Source organism: Gemmatimonadota bacterium (assembly GCA_009841265.1).
Taxonomy (GTDB): domain Bacteria; phylum JAAXHH01; class JAAXHH01; order JAAXHH01; family JAAXHH01; genus JAAXHH01.
Genome location: VXMB01000009.1, coordinates 468,174 through 487,273, shown reverse-complemented (window position 1 = coordinate 487,273; position 19,100 = coordinate 468,174). Strand labels below are relative to the sequence as shown.

Below are 19,100 nucleotides of genomic sequence, written 5' to 3'. Positions count from 1 at the left end.
TCATGGACCTGGCCTTCCTGAACCTCACGTTCCTCTTCGGCGCGCTGGGCGCGGCCGTCCCGCTGATCCTGCACCTGGTGCGAAGGCAGCGGGCCGGGATCCACGTCTTCAGCATGGTCCGTTTCCTCATTTCGTCCCAGCGGTCCATCGTCCGCCAGCAGCGATTTCGCCGTCTCCTGCTGTTGCTGCTGCGCATGGCGGCCTGCGCGCTGCTGGCCGTGATTTTCGCGCGGCCCTTCCTCCGGGATCAGGACGAAACCGTTTTCGCGGGCACCCAGCCTGAAGCGGTGGCCATTCTGGTCGATACCTCCTACAGCATGGGATACGGGAACCGCATCGCCCTGGCGAAGCGGCGGGCGGCCGAGATCCTGAACGATCTGCAGACCGGCGACCAGGCGGCGCTGCTGACCTTCGCCGTGCAGGCGCGGGTCATCCGGGAACTCGGGTCGAGCCACTCCGAACTGCCCGTCCTGGTGGACTCCGAGGTCAGCGCGACATTCCAGGCGACGGACTACGTGGAAGCGCTGCGCGCCGCCGACGACCAGTTGAGCGGGTCGGACTTCGACCGCCGGACGGTCTACCTCGTTTCCGATTTCCAGCAGTCCGGCTGGAATCCACGGTCCGGCGGATGGAAGCTCGGTCCGGGCGTCCAGCTCCGGATGATCGACGTCGGGGACGCACAGGACGACAATTCCGCCGTCACAGGCGTGGAGATCCCGACCGTTGCCGGCATGGAATCTTCGGCCGCGCCGGACGGCGCGGAACGTGCACTGTCCGCGGACGGCCGTACCCTGGACGTGGCCGTCCGGATCCGGAACTTCGGACAGGCGCCCTTCCGGGACGAGGTGACGCTCCGGGTCAACGGGATCGAGACCGGGAAGCGGCGGGTCGACATTCCCCCGCACTCCAGCCGGGTGGAGATCTTCCGGCAGACTTTCGGATCGGCCACGAATACGGGTGAGGTGATGCTGGGTGAAGACGGGCTCCCGGTGGACAACCGGTTCTTCTTCACCGTGAATGCGCCTACGCCAGTGCGGGTCCTCTGCCTGGAGGAAAGATCGCGGCCGAACCGCCCGTCGGAGGCCGCGTACTACCTGTCCCAGGCGCTGTCGCTGCGCCGGGACCCGCCAGTCGTCGTGGACGTGCGGTCGCCGGACGCGCTGGCCGCCGTCGATCCATCGGAATACGACGTGGTCATCTCGGCCAACCTGTCCGTCCTGCCGAGGGCCGCGAAGGACCGGCTGACCGGGTACGTGCGATCGGGCGGCAGTCTGATAATCGCCTTGAATCCCGCAGTATCTTCCGGTATATTCAATTCATCCTTCGGCGAACTGCTGCCTGGACGCATTGCATCGCTTTCGCCTCCGGACCGTCCGCGAGACCGGTACCGGGTGCTGACGGACGTGAATTACCAGCACCCCGTCTTCCAGCCCTTTTCCGGTCCCAGGCACGGTGATTTCGGTACGGTACGATTCTACCGCACGGCACGGTTCGAACCCGACTCCTCGGCATCGGTCCCGGCTCGTTTCGATGACGGCGCCGCCGCCGTTGCGGAAAAGCCCTTGGGAAACGGCCGCACGTTCCTGGTTCTTTCCACCTTCGACCTTGCGTGGACCGATTTTCCCATACGGGAGGTGTTCGTTCCCTTTCTGTACGAGAGTATAGACTACCTGGCCTCCCGGGGAACGATGCACGAGCGCGGGGCCGGGTTGTACCGCCTGGCGGGGGAGGCGGTCAGACTGCCGGACGGCGCGCAACACGTGGTACTTCCATCCGGAGAGCAGGTCCCGGTGGAAACGTCCCGGACGGGCAGGAAGCTGTTCACGCAGACGAGGCAACCGGGGTTGTACCGGGTGCAGTCGGAGGGCGGGCAGCAGACATTCGCGGTCAACCTCGACACCCGTGAATCCGACTTCGCCAGGATGGACGCGGAAGCCTTCGCCGCGGCGCTGATCAATCCCGTGGCCGAGAGTCCGGAATCACGGGAAACCGAGTCGCTGGCCCGGTTTGTCCGGGACGCCGAAGTCGAACGCCGCCAGGGGCTCTGGTGGATCCTGGGGTTCACGCTCATCGCCCTGGTCCTCGGAGAGACCCTGCTGGCGAATCGAACGCACAGGTGATCCATGTCGACGGAACGATCCATCCTTCAGGAATGCCTGCGGAGCGTACTTCGCCGCTGGCGTGCCATGCTGGTCATTCGCGGCGTCTCGGTCATCGCGATCGCCGCAGTCATGCTCTTCCTCTGCGGCGTAACGGCCGTACATTTCTTCGATCCAGGCGGTCTGGCCAGGATCCTCTACCTGTCCGCCGCCGCGGGGATCCTCGGCTGGCTTGCTTTCAGATATCTGCTCGCACCGCTCCGTCAGTCGCCCTCGGACCTGCAGGTCGCCCGTTATATTGAAGAACGGCATCCCGCGCTGAACGACGCCTTGGTCAGCGCCGTGGAATACGGCGACACGCACCTCCGGCGACCCCAGCAGGACCTGATGGACCAGGTGCTGGAGTACGTCGCCGGTTACACCGAGCAGATCGAATACAAGAAGATCGTGGATCGCAGGCGCCACGCCCGCATCCAGGCTTCCGCGGCCGGCGCCGTCCTGGTCCTCGCCGTCCTGATCTTGCTTGAACCCGGTTACTTTGGCCGGTCCGCCCTCCGGTTGGTGTCGTGGACCCAATTGGAACCGGCCTTGCCCGGCGGTATTCGGGTCGAACCCGGCGACACGCACGTAAGACGCGGCGACAGCCTGACCATCACCGCCATCCTGGGCAGCGGCCTTGCCCCGGATCCGAGCCTGTTCGTCCGGTTTGGGCAGGACGAAGACTGGACAACATTGGACCTGTTTGCCATGGACGGCGAGCGGACCTTCGCCGGCGATATCCACGGGATCGTCGAGAATGCGCGGTACTACGTCGCCGTGGCCGGAACCCGGTCGGGTGAATTCCGGATCTCCGCCATCGATCCGCCCTATGTCGAACGGATCGACGCCCGGTACGAATTCCCGGACTACATGGAACTCGTCTCGAAGACCGAGGAAGACCGCGGAGACATCACGGCGCCGGTGGGCACGCGGGTCGCCCTGCGTATCACGGCGAGCAAACCGGTGGTTTCCGGGGCGATGCGCTTCAGCGACGGCCGGTCCGTTGAGCTGGAAGTGGGCGGAGAGGACCTCGAGGGATCCTTCGTCGTGCGCGAGGATCTTTCCTACTCGATACACGTGGTGGACTCGGACGGCTTCGCGAACGACGACCCGGTGGAGTACTACGTCCGGGCGCTGCAGGACCGCGCGCCCCGGGTGGCCATCCTCGAACCGCAAAGAGACACGAGGGTCTCCCCCGTCGATGAAGTCACTATCCGCGCCGAGGCCGAGGACGACTTCGGCCTGGCGGCCTTTTCCCTCAACTACGCGGTGAACGGCGGCGACGAAGTCGTCGTGGACCTGGGCGCATTGCAGCGCGAATCGAGCGGCACGGTCTGGGAGGGAGAGCACATAGTTTACCTCGAGAACCTGAGGGTCCAGCCGGGAGATTTCGTGGCCTACTACGCCGAGGCGGGCGACCGCAGGAGCGAAGCCGGCACGTCCGCGACGGATATCTACTTCATCGAAATCAAGCCATTCGATGCAACCTACCGCCAGGCTGAAGGCGGAGGCGGAGGCGGCGGGGGAGGAGCAGGGGACGACGTGATGCAGACGAGGCAGCTCTCCCGCAAGCAGAAGGAGATCATCTCGGCGACGTGGCGGGTCAAGCGGACGCTCGCGGCAGCACCCGATACGCGGGTGGAAGAAGACCTCGAGGCCATCGCGGCGGTACAGGACGGATTGCGGGAGCAGGTGGAAGAAGCACTCGCCTTCATGCGCTTCATGGTCGGGTTCTCGCAGGAAGCGATGAAGATGGTCGAAACGCTGGAACTTGTGCAGACGCCGATGGCGGCGGCTTCCGAAGCACTCCGCTCCGGCGCGGTCGACGAGGCCCTGACACACGAACGTGAGGCGCTCATGTACCTCACGAGGCTCGATGCGCAGATGCGGGAGTTTACGGTGAGCCAGCAACGCGGCATGTCGGGAAGGGCACCGCTCGACCTGTCGGACACCTCCGAACTCGAACTGGATGATGAGCGGAACAGGTACGAGGTCCCGGATCAACCGGCGCTGGAACGGGAGCGGGAGCAGAGCATCGACGAGCATCAGCAACGCGTCCAGGACCTGGCCCGGCGCCAACAGCGCGTGAATGAACGGATGCAGAAGCTGGCGGACGACGAAGACCGCCCGGAAGCCGAGCGCCGGAGGGAACTGGACCGGCTGACCAGGACCCAACGGGATCTCAGGGCGGAGACGGAAGAGATCGCCCGGTCGCTTTCCGGGGCCAGGAACCCCACGGACGCGCGCGGCGCGCAATCGGGGGCGCAACGCCCCATGCTGGATCAGGCGGACCGCGACCTGCGTGACAGCTCCGAGTCGATGGGCGAATCGATCGAACAAATGCGCAGGGACCGCCTCCAGACTGCGGCGGAGGGCGGCGCTCAGGCCGCGCGGCATCTGGCCGACGCTTCCAGCCAGCTGCAGCGGGCCCAGGGTGCGTCGCTGGAGCGGCTGGCGAGAGAAGCCGTGAAGCAGGCGGACCAGCTGGCCGTCCGGCAGGAACAACTCGAACGGAACGTCAACGCGCTGAAAGACGAGAAAGAAGGTGGATTCGAGGGCATTCTCAATCGCCTGGACGCGATCGATTCGAGGCGCGGCGGTTTGGACGAGTCATCGAAGGAGCGGCGCCTGGACCGGTTCCTGCGCGATCGGATGAGGGGTCTGGAAGGGGCGAAAGAGGAGATCCGTTCGGACCTCGAACGCCTCGAGAAAGACCTCGAATTCCTCGCCAGGAGTGCGTCCCGGGTGCAGCCCGAGACGGCGGCGGCTGCGGACCGGGCCGGCGAGATGATCGATGAGGAACGGTTAAGCGAAGAGATCGAGCGTTCGAAGCGGCTCTTGAACCGGAATTCCCTGGACCAGTCCGCCCGCACGGAGACGGATATCTCCGCGGCGCTGGACCGGCTCGCGGAAATGGTCCGCATGGCGCGGGACAAGTTGATCACCCGGGACATGGACCATCTCGCCAGGACGCAGGACAGTGCGCGGGATGCCATGTCCGAATGGCAGGGACTGCAGCGCCGGCTCTACCGGTTGAACCGCGGCATTCCCAATTCAGAGACGCTCGACCAGATCTCGCGGGATTACCAGCGTCAGCTGCAACGCCTTCGGGACCTTTCGGGACAGGTCCCGCAGATGTCCCGGGAGTCGCGGCAGTTGCAGGACGACCTGGATCGGGCGATCGCCCTCGGCGACGAACCGTGGAAGATCGACCGGGGATCATGGAACGAGCTCCACCTCAACATGGCCCGCAGTCTCGTGGACTACTACGATGGCCTGCGTGCGGAAGTCCGGGACATGCGCCGGAGGGAAAGGCTCTACCTCGCTCGGGAAGAGGATGTCCCGCCGGGGTACCGGGACCTGGTAAACGACTACTTCGAGAATCTCTCCAGGAACGGGAGCCGCAACTGAAGTTCCGGCCGGTGGTCTCCGCTCCCGGAGACCTTCGCCCTGTCGCGACAACATGCCCACCGCGTTGATCAGCCACCCCGACTTCCTCCTGCACGATACCGGTCCCTTCCATCCGGAACGGCCGGACCGCATGAACTCCGTGCTTGCCCAACTCGGCCTGTCCGGCGATGTTCCCGACGGCGCCCGTCAGGCCGGCCTGCTGTGCCTCTTGCCCGAGCCGGCCGGCGAGGCGCGGATCAAGGCCATCCACGACGGGGCCTATGTCGACGCCGTCGTCGACTGGTGCGGAAAGGGATACCGGAATCTGCCCACAGGCGACACCACCGTTTCGTCCGCATCCGAGACCGTGGCCCGACTGGCCGCCGGCGCGGCGATGCGGGCGGTCGACGCGGTGCTGACCGGGGAAGCGGACCGTGTATTCTGCGTCGCCCGGCCTCCCGGGCATCACGCCGAATCCGACCGGGGAATGGGCTTCTGTATCTACAACAACGCCGCCGTCGCGGCCCGTTACGCCCAGTCGCGGTTCGGGGTGGAACGAGTGGCCGTGCTGGACTGGGACGTCCATCACGGTAACGGGACCCAGGAGATTTTCGAGGAAGACCCGTCCGTGTATTATCTCAGCATACACCAGTATCCCCTCTATCCCTTCACCGGCGCGGAGCGGGAGACAGGAACGGGCAAAGGGGCGGGTTTCACGATGAACGTCCCGGTCTCCGCCGGATCCGGAGACGAGGTTTTCATCGATGCATTGCGCGGCACGGTCCTGCCCGCCATGAAGGCCTATCAGCCGGACCTCCTTATCCTTTCGGCCGGATTCGACGCCCACATGGACGATCCGCTCTCCGGCACCCTGGTCACGGACGCGGGTTTTCGGGCCATGACCCGCCTGGTGCTGGACTTCGTGGAAGACGCGTGCGGGGGCCGCCTGGTTTCCGTCCTGGAGGGCGGTTACGACCTCGAGGCCCTCGGCCGGTGCGTCGCGGACCACGTAGGCATGATGAACGACTGAATGCCGGTGGAGGAGTCGAACAGTGCGGTACAGAAACCTGGGGCGAACCCGTTTGCGCGTTTCCGAAGTCTCCCTCGGCACGGTCGAGCTGGGCATGGAGTACGGCCTGAAGGCGGGCGGCGAACCCGGCGTGCCCGCGGAGTCCGACGCCCGGATCCTGCTCAACCGGGCGATCGATTCGGGTGTGAACTTCATCGACACCGCGGCGCTGTACGGAAACAGCGAGGAGATCATCGGCCGGGCGCTCGGTAGCCGGCGGTCCGAATACGTCCTCGCCACCAAGTGCGTGCACCGGCTGGAAGAAGGGCTGGATTACGCCGAATCGAGACGGAGCATCGCAACTTCCATCGACCGGAGCCTGTCCAGGCTGCAGACCGACCACATCGACCTGCTGCAGGTACACGGTCGGGACCTTCTCGAGCTGGAACTCCGCATGATCCGGGACGGCGAGGTGATGGAAGAGCTCGACAGGGCCCGGGAGGCGGGCAAGGTCCGCTTTGCGGGATATTCGTCCTACAGCGAAGAGGCGGCGCTTGCGGCCATCGAGGATGGGCGGTGGGACACCCTGCAGATCCCCTGCAACATACTAGACCGCCGTTACCTGGTACGCGTCATTCCCGAGGCGCGCCGGCGCGGCGTGGGCGTCATCGTGCGATCCGCACTGCTGAAAGGTGCCCTGACCGAGAAAAGCAGGTTCATGCCCGACAGGCTGAAGCCCCTCGTCGCGCATATCGACCGGCTGGTCGAAATCCAGTCCGCGACCCGTTTCAGCCTGCCTGAACTGGCCCTGCGCTTCGTCCTGTCGATCCCGGACGTCTCCACTGTAATCGTCGGAGCCGACAAAATCGCGTACCTGGATGAAGCCGTTTCCGTGTCGGACGGCCAGGGCCTTAGTGAGGAAACACTACTGGCGTTGGAAGATATGGCGCTGAACGATCCCTACCTGCTCAATCCGGGGAACTGGGGCATTCCCTGAACGCCGCCGCTCAGTCCATTCTGCGGTATACCCCGACCACTTTGCCCACGATGGACACCTCATCGGCGATGATGGGCTCCATGGTCGGATGGGCGGGTACGAGTTCGAAGCGGTCGTTGCGCCGGTAGAATCGCTTGACTGTGGCCTCGTCGTCCAGCAGCGCGACGACCGTTTCGCCCGTCTCGGCCACGGGCTGCTCGCGGACCAGGACGTAGTCCCCGTCCATGATGCCGTCTTCGATCATGCTGTCCCCGTGTACCTCGAGGGCGAAGACGTTCCCGTCCTGCTTCACCATGCCTGTCGGAAAAGTCATGTACTCCTCGACATTCTCCTCGGCGAGAATTGGCAGCCCTGCGGCTACACGGCCGAGGACGGGGACCCGTACGACGTCGTCGGCGCCCGGCGCGGAGGCACCCCTGGACCCCACGATTTCTATCGCGCGGGGTTTCATGGGGTCGCGGCGGATGTAGCCCTTTTTCTCGATCGCCCGAAGGTGGTCATAGGCCGCGCGGGTACTGATGCCGAACTGTTGCGCGATCTCCCGGACACTGGGTGGATACCCGATCCGGCCGACCTTTCTCCGTATATAATCGTATACGTTCTGCTGCTTGGCCGTTAACGCTTTCATGAGGTGGAACTCCCGGGATCTTCATGCGCGAGGTTTTGTGCTTCTTGAGGGCCTGTGACGGTGAAATATACACAACATACGGTTAGTCGTCAACAAAAAAACGAATTACCGTCGTGGGCATGTCGTGATTTCTCGAATTGCAGTATAGCCGGGCTGGCGTTAAAAATTCACGTGCACAGGCCGCCGGACGTCATATATATTGATTCGACCGATCACGACCGCATGAACCGGAGACCGCCATGCCTGTAAATGAAATGATCCAGACCATGCTGGAGGAACTGCGCCAGATCGCAGATACCGAGGTGCACGTGGGCAAGCCGATGCAGATCGGCGATGCCTGGGTGGTTCCGGTTTCCAGGCTGTCCCTGGGGTTCGGCGCCGGTGGATTCGGCGGCGAGGACAATCAGAAGAAGGGGGCAGGGGGCGGTGTATCGGTCGAACCGCTCGCCTTCCTGGTCATCCAGCAGGACCGCGCACAACTGCTGCATATGAAATCGCCCAGCAGCCCGATGGGCAAGTTGCTGGACATCATGCCGGACGTCATCGAGGAATTGAAAAGGTATACCCGAAAAGACGGAAAAGACGGCGATCAATAGACCAGGGGCGCCACGGTCTTGGAAATCAGCGCGATGGCTACCGTAGCCATGCCTACCAGCCCCGTACCGCAGGCGTAGCCGGCCGCCAGGACCGGCGTGTACCGCATCCATTTCCGCCTGCCGAATTTCCGCTCCATGTAGAACCTGCCCAGTATCGCGCCCAGAAACTGCGGGATGAAGGCGTGGGGCACCGTGCCCACGCTGGCGATCACGCCGAAGATCAGCATGACGGGAAGGTTGAAGGCCGCCAGGACGGCGTAGGCCAACACGCCGAAGGCCGCGCCGCCTATCATGTAGGGAATCTTCAACGCCTCGATCAGGTAGCTTGACTCGAACCCCGATCCTGCCGTACTGGAGTACCACAACGCCTGCATCGTGGCCTGCTGCTGCCAGAACTTCTGCGCGTAGGGATAGGCCTGCGATGGTATCGGCGCGAGTCCCCAGACGAAGTGCCAGAATAGCAGGCTGCAGACGAGCAGGAACGGGATCATGACCAGTTCCGCCTTCAACACGCTCGTGAACCGGGTGCCGGTCAGCTCGACCTCGCGAAAGGCCTGGGCCTGGCCGCCGTAATTGAATATGGGAATCGGCGCGAACCAGATGTCCACCCCCTTGTAGCCGCTGAGAATAAACGTGGCCTCCTTGATGAGGGGGAACTGCAGATCGGCGCCCGTGATGGCGCGCAGGCGGGCGCTCGCGTACGAGCTGAGCGGAGTATAGAAGAATCCGTAGAACACGAAGAAGAGGATGGGGAACCCGGGCACCAGGCGCCAGCTCAGGACGACGTAGCCGACCGTCAGGACCAGGAAGGCGCCGAAAATCAGAGACATGGGAAAATCCCCCCGGCCGGGCGGCGTGCCGTATCCGCCGGACGGACCGGCGTTCGATCCTTCGCGCCTCGCCTCGCCCGACCGTTTCCTGAGTCCGGACAGGATGCTCCATCCACCGATCAGTGCCACGGCGAATCCCGTGCCGATGCGTACGCTCATCCAGAAATCGATATCGTTGACGAGCGTGGTCTGGATGGCGTCCATGCCCGGCGACCAGGTGCGCAGGATATTGAAATCGTAGAGCAGCGGGTTGACGACCACGGTAAGCAGTGCACCAATGGCGGAACCGACAACGATCCAAAAGGGCAGCACGAACCCCGTCAACACCGGCCCCAGTCCCAGTTCAACCGCCATGGCCGCGGCGGGCAGGATGTTCTCCGTATTGCGCGTCAGGTCGGCGAAGGGAATGGGAATCAGCGTGATCGGCTCAGCCAGCAGCGCGCCTGTGACGGCCGGTATGCCGATGTAGAACGCGCCGAAAACGAGTCCCAGCATGGCCCCGATGCTGAAGGCGCGCCAGCGCCACGATTCCTGTCCCGCGGAGCTCTCCGCCAGGGCCGTGGCGCCCTCCGCCTGGATCGGGGCCAGGGGGAAGGGCAGCCGTTCCACGTCGGCTGTCACGCGAAAGAGTCCGTAACCCAGCGTGAAGGCGCTCGCCCGGTTGAAGATGTGGAGCACGGCGATGAGCAGGATCGGTACCAGCCATTCCCCGTGCAGCAGCGTGCGCAGGACGATGGCGTCGGAATCCGCGCCGGGAGAGATCCAGGAAGGGATCTGGTCGTCGATGCCGAAGGCCCGGGCGCCGGGGGACTGGACGAAGTACTGGTACCAGATGAGCTGGGCGAAGGGCCCGCCGGACAGTGCCAGTCCCACGCCGGCGGTGAGGCTGGCCGCCACGTAGTACAGCATGTAGATTTCCTGGCGGCTGAGCGTGGTGAAGGACCGGCGCGCGACTTCGATGAACAGGATGATCGTGGTCCATTCCGCCGCAGGCCCCAGGCTTTGCCCGGCAATCAGGTTCAAATAGATCGAGCCCGGGATCATGAACAGCCCAAGGAAGACGATCCCGATGACCGTCTTTACATTGAACCCTTCCTCGTAGACCTGGGGATGGTCGGAAAAGGCGGAGGCTGACAGGTCGTCCTTGACGAGGGTCATGCCCTGGCGCTTTCGTTGGCGTTATGGATCCGCGGGGGGCTCGACGTCGGGCAGTTTCAGCCAGACGTCCGTGACGCTGAAAAACCTGCCCGATACGTGGCGGATTTCCTCGGAGTCGCGCACCAGCCTCAGGCCGTCGAACGTAAAACGGTCCTCGTACTGCTGGTTGTCATCGGTCACGAAGTAGAACACGTTGTCCAGCACGCTCCAGCGTCCGTTCTGGATATTGACCGTCGTGGAATCCGATACGATGGTCGTATCGACCTGGCCGTACCGGCCGTCGGTGCTGAGGCGGAGGTGTCCGCGTACCAGCGGGGGTACCAGCGTGATCCTTTCCTCCGTGCTGCCGGAATCCGTCTGTATGGTGGTGTTGACCGTTCGGCTTTCGAGATCGTAGTTGCCCACGAGGGGCCTGGCGACGTTGCCGGGACCGACAACTTCATCGCTGCACCCCGCAATCAACGCGCTGAAGAGCACACCGCAAGTCAGGATCTGCTTGATCAAGGCTTTCTCCGGCGGGTTGACCGCGGAATGTCACCACGGGATGTCACCGCGGAATGGCGCCGCGGAACGGCACACGGGATGGTCCAGCGTACGGTTTATTCCGGCGGCGATGTGGACCGATTTCGCGCGGCCGGATCACCGGTCCGGGACGATTGAGATTATAGGCAAGCCCCTTGTGAACGTCAAGCGATTACAGGTCGCCTCCGGCGGCATATTTCGCTTGACGTTTACCGGCCCGCGGATTAGAAGTGATGGGCATTTGCCAGGTGGTACTCCCGTGGCTCCATGGATACGGATCACGAGGCCTGGCAACGCGTTCCGCAGCGGTATCGACGCGGCGGGACCGTACTTTCGCGTTACGGTAAGCTACCGCACTGCAGAGGTGAATTCCATGGCGGCGCTCAAAGCCGGCATCATAGGATGCGGAAACATCAGCGGCGTATACTTCGAGGCGGGACGCAAGTTCGAGGCTTTCGACGTGGTCGCCTGCGCCGACATGATCCCCGAACGGGCGCGAGTTAAAGCCTCCGAATACGAAGGGGTTGAAGCGCTTTCGGTGGAAGCCCTGCTGGACGATCCCGCTATCGAGATCGTCATCAACCTGACCATTCCCGCCGCCCATGCCGAAATCGCCCGGGCCGCGCTGGAACACGGAAAATCAGTGTATTCGGAAAAACCCATGGCGGTCCGGAAGGAAGACGGCCGCGCCTTGCTCGACCTCGCGAAGCGCACCGGGAAGCTGGTGGGCGGGGCGCCGGACACCTTCATGGGAGCCGGCATACAGACCTGCCGCAAGCTCATCGACGACGGCTGGATCGGAGAACCGGTGGCGGCCACGGCCTTCATGCTGAGTGCGGGGCACGAAAGATGGCACCCCGATCCCGCCTTCTTCTACAAGCCCGGCGCCGGCCCCATGCTGGACATGGGGCCGTACTACGTCACGGCGCTGGTCAATCTGCTGGGGCCGGTCGCCCGGCTCACGGGCACTACGCGCATCACCCATCCCGTACGCACCATAACGAGCGAGCCCCTTCGCGGAGGTCAAATCGAGGTCGAGGTGCCCACGCACCTGGCGGGCCTGCTCGAGTTCGAAAGCGGACCCATCGGGACGATCGTGACCAGTTTCGACGTATGGCACCACGAGTTGCCCCGCATCGAGGTCTACGGATCGGAGGGCTCCCTGAGCGTGCCCGATCCCAATTCCTTTGGCGGGCCCGTGAAACTGCGCCGCGGCGGCGCGGAAAACTGGACCGAAATGCCCCTGAGCCACGGTTACGAGGAGCAGAACCGCGGCCTGGGCGTGGCGGACATGGTCTATGCCTTGCGCTCGGGCCGCCCGCACCGGGCCAGCGGCGAACTCACGTGCCACGTACTTGATGTCATGCTGTCCATCGAGGAATCGTCGGAATCGGGGCGTCACATCTCGTTGGAAAGTACCTGTGCCCGGCCGGCCCCGTTGCCGCTCGGGCTGGCGCCTTATACGCTGGATACTTGATTTATGCCTGATCACCCCGTAAGAACCCTGTCCGATCTGCTGCCGCGCCTCGAAAGGCTGTTGGGCCGCATCGAAACGCTGGTCTCTGCCTACACGGGAGGGCGGAGCAGGCCGACCGGGCGAACCGGGCAGTCCGGCTCGTCAGACGACGTGTTCGCCGGCTCCATCGCATTCCGGTGGGGGAAGCTTGGAGAAAGGGGCTGCCTGGAACCGATCGTGCACCCCGACCTGGTGGACCTGTTCGATCTCTTCGGCCTTGACCGCGAGATCGGGATCCTGGAGCGGAACACCCGCCAGTTCGTCCGGGGGATGCCCGCGAACAACGTGCTGATCTGGGGCGAGCGCGGAACCGGCAAGTCTTCGGTGGTGAAGGGCCTCCTGGCCCGGTTCGCCGGCGAGGGTCTTCGCATGATCGAGGTCCGCCGGCAGGACCTGACGGATCTGCCCGAGATCGTCGAACTCCTGTGGGACCGGCCCGAGCGTTTCGTCCTGTTCTGCGACGACCTGTCCTTCATGGAAGACGAATCCATTTATCTCGAGCTCAAGGCGCTCCTCGAGGGCAGTCTTTCCGCACGGCCCGACAACGTGCTCGTCTACGCCACGTCGAACCGCAGGCACCTGATGCCGGAGAAACTCGCCGACAACACCTTTCGGTTCAGTCCGGACGACGATGAAATCCACCCCCAGGAAACCGTGGAGGAGAAGGTCTCGCTGAGCGACCGGTTCGGCCTGTCCATCGGTTTCTACCGGATCACCCAGGACACCTATTTCCGGATCGTCCGCCATCTCGCCGATCAGCGCGGCATCGACATGGACGCGGGACTGCTGAGACGGGAATCCCTCCGGTGGCTTCAGCGCGCGAGCGGCCGTTCCGGCCGGGTGGCGCGGCAGTTCGTGGACGACCTCGAGGGACGAATCAAACTGGGCGAATTACCGTAGATTCGGGGCCGATTCGAACCGGACGAACTGCCTTGATTTTCGACCCGCCGCGATATTTCGGGAACCGCATTTCTTTCCCGCTTGACACGTTATTTCGCACCGCCTAATTATGTAGATTGGATTTTCTCGATAACCGCTTGTTGAACCCGTGTGTAACCGGGTGCCCGGTTTTGCGGCTATTTCGATTTCGCAGTCAACAGTTCAAGGTAAACAGCAAAGGAGTGTGTCTTGCACGCATTCGATTACGCCACGCCTGAAAGCGTGGCCGATGCGGTCGTGATGCTTAGCGATCAAGGGAAAAACGCCTGTGTGCTCGCGGGCGGTACGGACCTGATCGTTCAGCTCCGGGAGAACCGCAGGCGGACCGATCTCGTGGTGGACGTCAAGAGCATCGCGGAGTTGAACGCGTTGTCCTACGACGCCGCGACGAGCCTCACGATCGGGGCGGCCGTGCCCTGCTACCGGATCTACGGGGACGCGGAAATCGCCGCGGCCTATCCCGGACTCATGGACGCGGCCAGACTGGTGGGCGGCACGGGGATCCAGGGCAGGGCCAGCCTGGGTGGGAACCTGTGCAACGCCTCCCCGGCGGGCGATACGATTCCCCCCATGATCGTCCTTTCCGGCGAGGCGGAAATCGCCGGTCCGAACGGAACACGGAAAGTGGCCGTGGAAGACTTCTGCACAGCGCCCGGCCGTACCGTGCTGGAGGACGGCGAGTTCCTGGTGTCGCTCCATTTCCCGGCGCCGGCACCGAATTCCGGCGCTTACTACCGGCGCTTCATCCCCCGTAACGAGATGGACATCGCCGTGGTCGGCGTCGGCGCGTCTGTCGTCCTCAGCGAAGACCGGTCCTCGTTCGTGTCGGCGCGCATCGCCGTCGGCGCCGTGGCCCCGACGCCCCTTTTCGTACGGGAGGCCGGGGACGCCCTGGCCGGACAGCCCGTGTCCGACGAAACGATCCGGCGGGCAGCCGACCTCGCCCGCGACGCGGCCCGGCCCATCAGCGACATGCGGGGCACCGCCGAATACCGCAAGCATCTGACCAGCGTATTGACGCGCCGGGTTGTGGAAGGCGCGGTCCAACGAGCCAAGGAGTAGCCGTCGATGTCGAAAAAAGTACACGTACAGACCACTATAAACGGAGAAGCCGTCGATTTCCTCTGCGAACCGCGCAACAGCCTGCTCGAAGTGCTGCGCGACGACCTGGATCTCACCGGCGCCAAGGAAGGATGCAACAACGGCAACTGCGGGGCATGCAACGTGATCATGGACGGCAGGCTGGTCAACTCCTGCTGCGTGCTGGGGGTCGAAGCCGACGGATGCGAGATCACGACTATCGAAGGCATCGGTTCCGCCGCCAACCTCCATCCGCTGCAGCAAAAGTTCCTGGAGCACGCAGCGCTGCAATGCGGAATATGCACGCCAGGATTCATCGTTTCCGCCAAGGCGCTGCTGGACGAGAACCCGAACCCCACAGAAGACGAGGTGCGTTACTGGCTGGCTGGCAATCTGTGCCGCTGCACGGGATACGACAAGATCGTCCGCGCGGTCCTGGACGCCAGGAACGGCGCCTGACCGGTCGGTACATGGATCGGCTGAATGATCTGAAAGCAATGACTCAACGGAGGGAACAGACGTGTCACAAAACGGACATAAGGTCATCGGCACCCGTCCGATTCGCCATGACGGGGTGGACAAGGTCACCGGCCGGGCGATCTACGGCGCCGATATCCAGCTGACGGGACTGCTGCACGGCGCCATCAAGCGCAGCCCCCATCCCCACGCGCGGATCAAGAACATCGACACCAGCCGCGCGGAGGCCCATCCGGGCGTGCGGGCCGTCGTCACCGCCCACGACCTTCCGCAGATCGCGGATAAACTCGCCGACCTGGGCGAGGCGATCGTCAACTTGCGCGACGCCAGCAACAACGTTCTGGCCTACGGCAAGGTCCTGTACAAGGGGCATGCCGTCGCCGGCGTAGCGGCGATCAATCTGCACGTGGCGCAGGAGGCGGTGGAACTGATCGACGTAGAGTACGAAGTGCTGCCCCACGTCACGGGCGTGCTGGAAGCCATGGAGGACGGCGCGCCGATCCTGCACGAGGACATGAAAACCACGTCCATGGGCGAGGAGACGGACAAGGTCAGCAACGTCGCCAACCACTTCCAGCACAAGATGGGCGAACCGGACGACGGTTTCGCGGAAGCCGACGTGGTGATCGAACGGGAGTTCACGACCCAGACCGTCCACCAGGGCTACATCGAGACCCACAACGCCACGGCCCACTGGAATGAAGAAGGCCAGCTCACGATCTGGACGAGCACGCAGGGCGCTTTCTCGGTACGGGACCAGATGGCCGAGATCCTCCAGATGCCCGTTTCGAAGGTCAAGATCGTGCCCCTCGAGATCGGCGGCGGCTTCGGCGGCAAGATCTCCGTCTACCTGGACCCGGTCGCTGCGCTGCTGTCGAAGCGGACCGGGCACCCGGTCAAGATGACCATGACCCGGGACGAGGTCTTCGAGGGAACGGGACCGACGCCGGGCTCCTACCTGAAGGTCAAGATGGGCGCCACCAGCGACGGCCGGCTCACGGCCGCCACGGCCTACATGGCCTACGAGGCCGGCGCCTACCCCGGATCGCCGGTCGGCGCGGGCGCGGGCTGCATCTTCACGCCCTACGACATACCCAACGTCCAGATCGACGGGTACGACGTGTGCGTGAACAAGCCCAAGACGAACGCCTACCGTGCGCCGGGCGCCACCAACGCGGCCTACGCCACCGAAACCGTCGTGGACGAGATCAGCGAGAAGCTCGGCGTGGACCCGCTCGAGTTCCGGGTGAAGAACGGCGCGAAGGAAGGCACCCGCCGGGCCGACGGTCCCGTGCACCCGCGTATCGGCTGCATCGAGACTACGGAAGCCGCCCTCAACAGCGAACACTACAGGTCTTCCCTCGCGAAGTCGGGGAACGGCAAGGTCCGCGGCCGGGGCGTCGCTTCCGGTTACTGGTTCAACTTCAATGGCGGCCGGTCGGCCATTTCCGTGAGCATCAATCCCGACGGCACCATCAACATGCTGGAGGGTTCCACGGATATCGGCGGGACGAGAGCCTCCATCGCCATGCAGCTTGCCGAGACCATCGGCCTCGAGGCCACCGACATCAAGCCCTACGTCGTGGATACGGACTCGATCGGCTATACCGACGTGACCGGCGGCAGCCGCACGACCTTCGGAACGGGCTACGCCGCCCATGCCACGGGGCAGGCCCTCATTCGTGAGATGAAGGAACGGGCGTCCAAACTCTGGGACGTGCCCGCCGACGCCATCGACTTCGAGGACGGGGTCTTTTCCTACCGGGATGACGCGGAGAAGCGGGGCAGCTTCAAGGAACTGGCGAGCCAGGCCGGCGATGCCGGCGGTCCCGTGGTCGCCCAGGTCAGTACGAATCCCGACGGCAGCGGAGGCGGCGCTTTTGCCACCCACGTGGTCGACGTGGAGATCGACAAAGAAACGGGCAAGGTGGACATACTCCGGTACACCGCGGTCCAGGACGCCGGAACGGCCATTCACCCGAGCTACGTGGAAGGACAGATGCAGGGCGGCGTGGTCCAGGGCATCGGCTGGGGCCTGAACGAGGAGTACATCTACAACGACGACGGTTCCATGACCAATGCCAGTTTCCTGGATTACCGCATGCCCACGACCCTCGACCTGCCCATGATCGAGACCATCATCGTGGAAGTGCCCAACGAGTCCCATCCCTACGGCGTACGGGGCGTCGGCGAAGTGCCGATCGTACCGCCGCCGGCCGCCCTCGCCAACGCCATCTACGACGCGACGGGCGTGAGGCTGCGCGACCTGCCCATGTCGCCGCCTCGGGTCCAGAAGGCCCTGGCGGAAAACGGCGGGTAGGCGCGGACTGGGAAGCGTTTTGGTAGCGATGACGTTGTAGCGAAGACGCTAAGGGCGGGAGAAGTAGTTTCCCGCCCTTTTGCATTACGTGAAGGAATAGCCAGATCCTGCGCTGGCTGAGTGTACAGAACGTCGGATAAATACAGGACGCAGGAAAAAACCGCAAATCAGCGAAAGCACATCCATGGCCACCATCTACATCCCGTCCCTCATGCGCGACCTGACCGGCGGCAAGGAGATCATCCACGTCGAAGGGGCCGACATGCGTCAGATCATCGCCAACCTGGAGACGGCCTACCCGGGTTTTAAGCAGAGACTGCTGGAGGAAGGGACGCAGCGGATCAAACCCAACATCGCGGTCATGATCGACGGCCGGAACGCCCGTCGCATCCTGCTCGACAAGGTGAACGAGAAAAGCGAGATCCACTTCCTGCCCGCGATCAGCGGGGGATAACAATGGATTTGTACCTAGAAGTGATTGTGAAGTCTCTTATACCGACAGTTGAGCACTGAGTCTTTAGGGAGGTAAACCTGTGGGTACCCCCCAGTTAGGTACATTGGAGTCTATCGACGTTCGTCAGGCTTGGAAGCACGAAGCCCATGAATTCACACCATGGCTTACAAAAAACCTTGACCTGCTATCAAACGTATTAGGGATCGAAATGGAATATATCGACAGTGAAGTATACGTTCAGGGTTTTCGTGCGGATATAATAGCACGTGACTTAAGAGACGGAAGCCAAATACTTATTGAGAACCAATTAGAGAACGCAAATCTGCAGCATCTTGGTCAAGTACTAGCATACCTCGCTGGCCTAGATGCAACGGTGGTAGTTTGGATTGCGAAACAGTTTAATGCAATTCATCGTTCTGCAATACGATGGCTTAATGATCACACTAGCGATCCATTTAGGTTTTTTGCTGTTGAACTCAAGGTTGTGCGGATTGGAGACTCACCGTTAGCGCCTGTATTTGATGTGTTGGAGAAACCGAATGAATGGGATCGCAGTGTCAAAGATACAGCACATCGTACTGAATTGAGTGAGCTTGGTCAATTTCGTCGAGAGTTTTGGAATTTCGTAGCAAGTAAGTATCCAGGTGAAGTAAGACCCGATCATGCAGACAGCAACGTCTACCATCAAGTTGACGGAATAGAACTACGGATTTCGCAGTGTTTATACCGAAAGGGTGTTGGTGTGTTTCTTGTGGTTACCTCATTCAGTGATCCAGAACTGCCGTTCCTTGTAAAACCATATCTCGAACCACTAGATTTAGCGCTTCAATTAAACAGGTCTGAAGAAGAAACGGAGATATCTACGAGAGGTGAAGTGTACCTACGAACAAATCCTCGTGAAAGATCGAACTGGGGTCGTATGGCTGAATGGTTGCATGATAGACGCTTAGTCTACGAACGTGTGCTTCGCGAAACTAAGGTCGATTGACCGGGTATTTTGTAACCAACGAAAATACCGGATCATAGACAATTACATGGCTTCGGAA

15 protein-coding genes are annotated in these 19,100 nt (G+C 62.9%); 12 read left to right on the top strand and 3 right to left on the bottom strand.

The genetic code is table 11. From position 1 onward, the window contains the following. The first annotated feature begins 2 nt into the window (after nucleotides 1-2). Genes F4X08_06990 through F4X08_06975 form a run of 4 tightly spaced genes read left to right on the top strand, consistent with a single transcriptional unit; the run spans nucleotide 3 to nucleotide 7,534 of the window. Nucleotides 3-2,120 carry a VWA domain-containing protein gene (locus F4X08_06990; GenBank protein ID MYD25542.1) on the top strand — a complete coding sequence of 706 codons (2,118 nt, stop codon included), beginning with the start codon at nucleotides 3-5 and terminating at the stop codon, nucleotides 2,118-2,120. Between the two features lie 3 nt (nucleotides 2,121-2,123). Next, entirely contained in the window at nucleotides 2,124-5,549 is a 3,426-nt protein-coding gene (locus tag F4X08_06985) for a hypothetical protein (GenBank protein ID MYD25541.1), read from the top strand. 52 nt (nucleotides 5,550-5,601) lie between these two features. Continuing rightward, on the top strand, nucleotides 5,602-6,558 hold the full coding sequence (locus F4X08_06980; protein MYD25540.1) for a histone deacetylase: 957 nt from the start codon (nucleotides 5,602-5,604) through the stop codon (nucleotides 6,556-6,558). Between the two features lie 22 nt (nucleotides 6,559-6,580). Beyond that, nucleotides 6,581-7,534 carry an aldo/keto reductase gene (locus F4X08_06975; protein ID MYD25539.1) on the top strand — a complete coding sequence of 318 codons (954 nt, stop codon included), beginning with the start codon at nucleotides 6,581-6,583 and terminating at the stop codon, nucleotides 7,532-7,534. A gap of 10 nt (nucleotides 7,535-7,544) precedes the next feature. On the opposite strand, the gene lexA is transcribed toward F4X08_06975, so the two are convergent. Continuing rightward, nucleotides 7,545-8,162, bottom strand: a complete 618-nt coding sequence (lexA, locus tag F4X08_06970; GenBank protein MYD25538.1) for a transcriptional repressor LexA — start codon at nucleotides 8,160-8,162, stop codon at nucleotides 7,545-7,547. A gap of 239 nt (nucleotides 8,163-8,401) precedes the next feature. Here lexA and F4X08_06965 point away from each other — a divergent pair, with 239 nt between their 5' ends. After that, nucleotides 8,402-8,758 carry a sporulation protein gene (locus tag F4X08_06965; GenBank protein MYD25537.1) on the top strand — a complete coding sequence of 119 codons (357 nt, stop codon included), beginning with the start codon at nucleotides 8,402-8,404 and terminating at the stop codon, nucleotides 8,756-8,758. Here F4X08_06965 and F4X08_06960 read toward each other — a convergent pair. Both F4X08_06960 and F4X08_06955 read right to left on the bottom strand, forming a co-directional pair. After that, on the bottom strand, nucleotides 8,752-10,746 hold the full coding sequence (locus F4X08_06960) for a peptide transporter (protein ID MYD25536.1): 1,995 nt from the start codon (nucleotides 10,744-10,746) through the stop codon (nucleotides 8,752-8,754). The genes F4X08_06965 and F4X08_06960 overlap by 7 nt on opposite strands. 21 nt (nucleotides 10,747-10,767) lie before the next feature. Then, entirely contained in the window at nucleotides 10,768-11,250 is a 483-nt protein-coding gene (locus F4X08_06955; protein ID MYD25535.1) for a hypothetical protein, read from the bottom strand. 391 nt (nucleotides 11,251-11,641) lie between these two features. On the opposite strand from F4X08_06955, the gene F4X08_06950 reads away from it, so the two are divergent. From F4X08_06950 to F4X08_06920, 7 genes are all read left to right on the top strand, one after another. Next, the gene (locus F4X08_06950) at nucleotides 11,642-12,745 is read left to right on the top strand and encodes a Gfo/Idh/MocA family oxidoreductase (GenBank protein ID MYD25534.1); all 1,104 of its coding nucleotides are present in this window, start codon (nucleotides 11,642-11,644) and stop codon (nucleotides 12,743-12,745) included. A 3-nt stretch (nucleotides 12,746-12,748) separates the two neighbouring features. Beyond that, entirely contained in the window at nucleotides 12,749-13,684 is a 936-nt protein-coding gene (locus F4X08_06945; GenBank protein MYD25533.1) for an ATP-binding protein, read from the top strand. Nucleotides 13,685-13,912: 228 nt separating this feature from the next. Further along, nucleotides 13,913-14,785 (top strand): xanthine dehydrogenase family protein subunit M, encoded by an 873-nt coding sequence (locus tag F4X08_06940; protein MYD25532.1) that lies wholly within the window; start codon nucleotides 13,913-13,915, stop codon nucleotides 14,783-14,785. 6 nt (nucleotides 14,786-14,791) lie between these two features. Further along, on the top strand, nucleotides 14,792-15,262 hold the full coding sequence (locus F4X08_06935) for a (2Fe-2S)-binding protein (GenBank protein MYD25531.1): 471 nt from the start codon (nucleotides 14,792-14,794) through the stop codon (nucleotides 15,260-15,262). A gap of 61 nt (nucleotides 15,263-15,323) precedes the next feature. Beyond that, on the top strand, nucleotides 15,324-17,600 hold the full coding sequence (locus F4X08_06930; protein ID MYD25530.1) for a xanthine dehydrogenase family protein molybdopterin-binding subunit: 2,277 nt from the start codon (nucleotides 15,324-15,326) through the stop codon (nucleotides 17,598-17,600). A gap of 184 nt (nucleotides 17,601-17,784) precedes the next feature. Further along, entirely contained in the window at nucleotides 17,785-18,054 is a 270-nt protein-coding gene (locus tag F4X08_06925) for a MoaD/ThiS family protein (protein MYD25529.1), read from the top strand. A 79-nt stretch (nucleotides 18,055-18,133) separates the two neighbouring features. Further along, nucleotides 18,134-19,042, top strand: coding sequence for a hypothetical protein (locus tag F4X08_06920; GenBank protein MYD25528.1), 909 nt, complete (start codon nucleotides 18,134-18,136; stop codon nucleotides 19,040-19,042). Nucleotides 19,043-19,100: the final 58 nt, after the last annotated feature.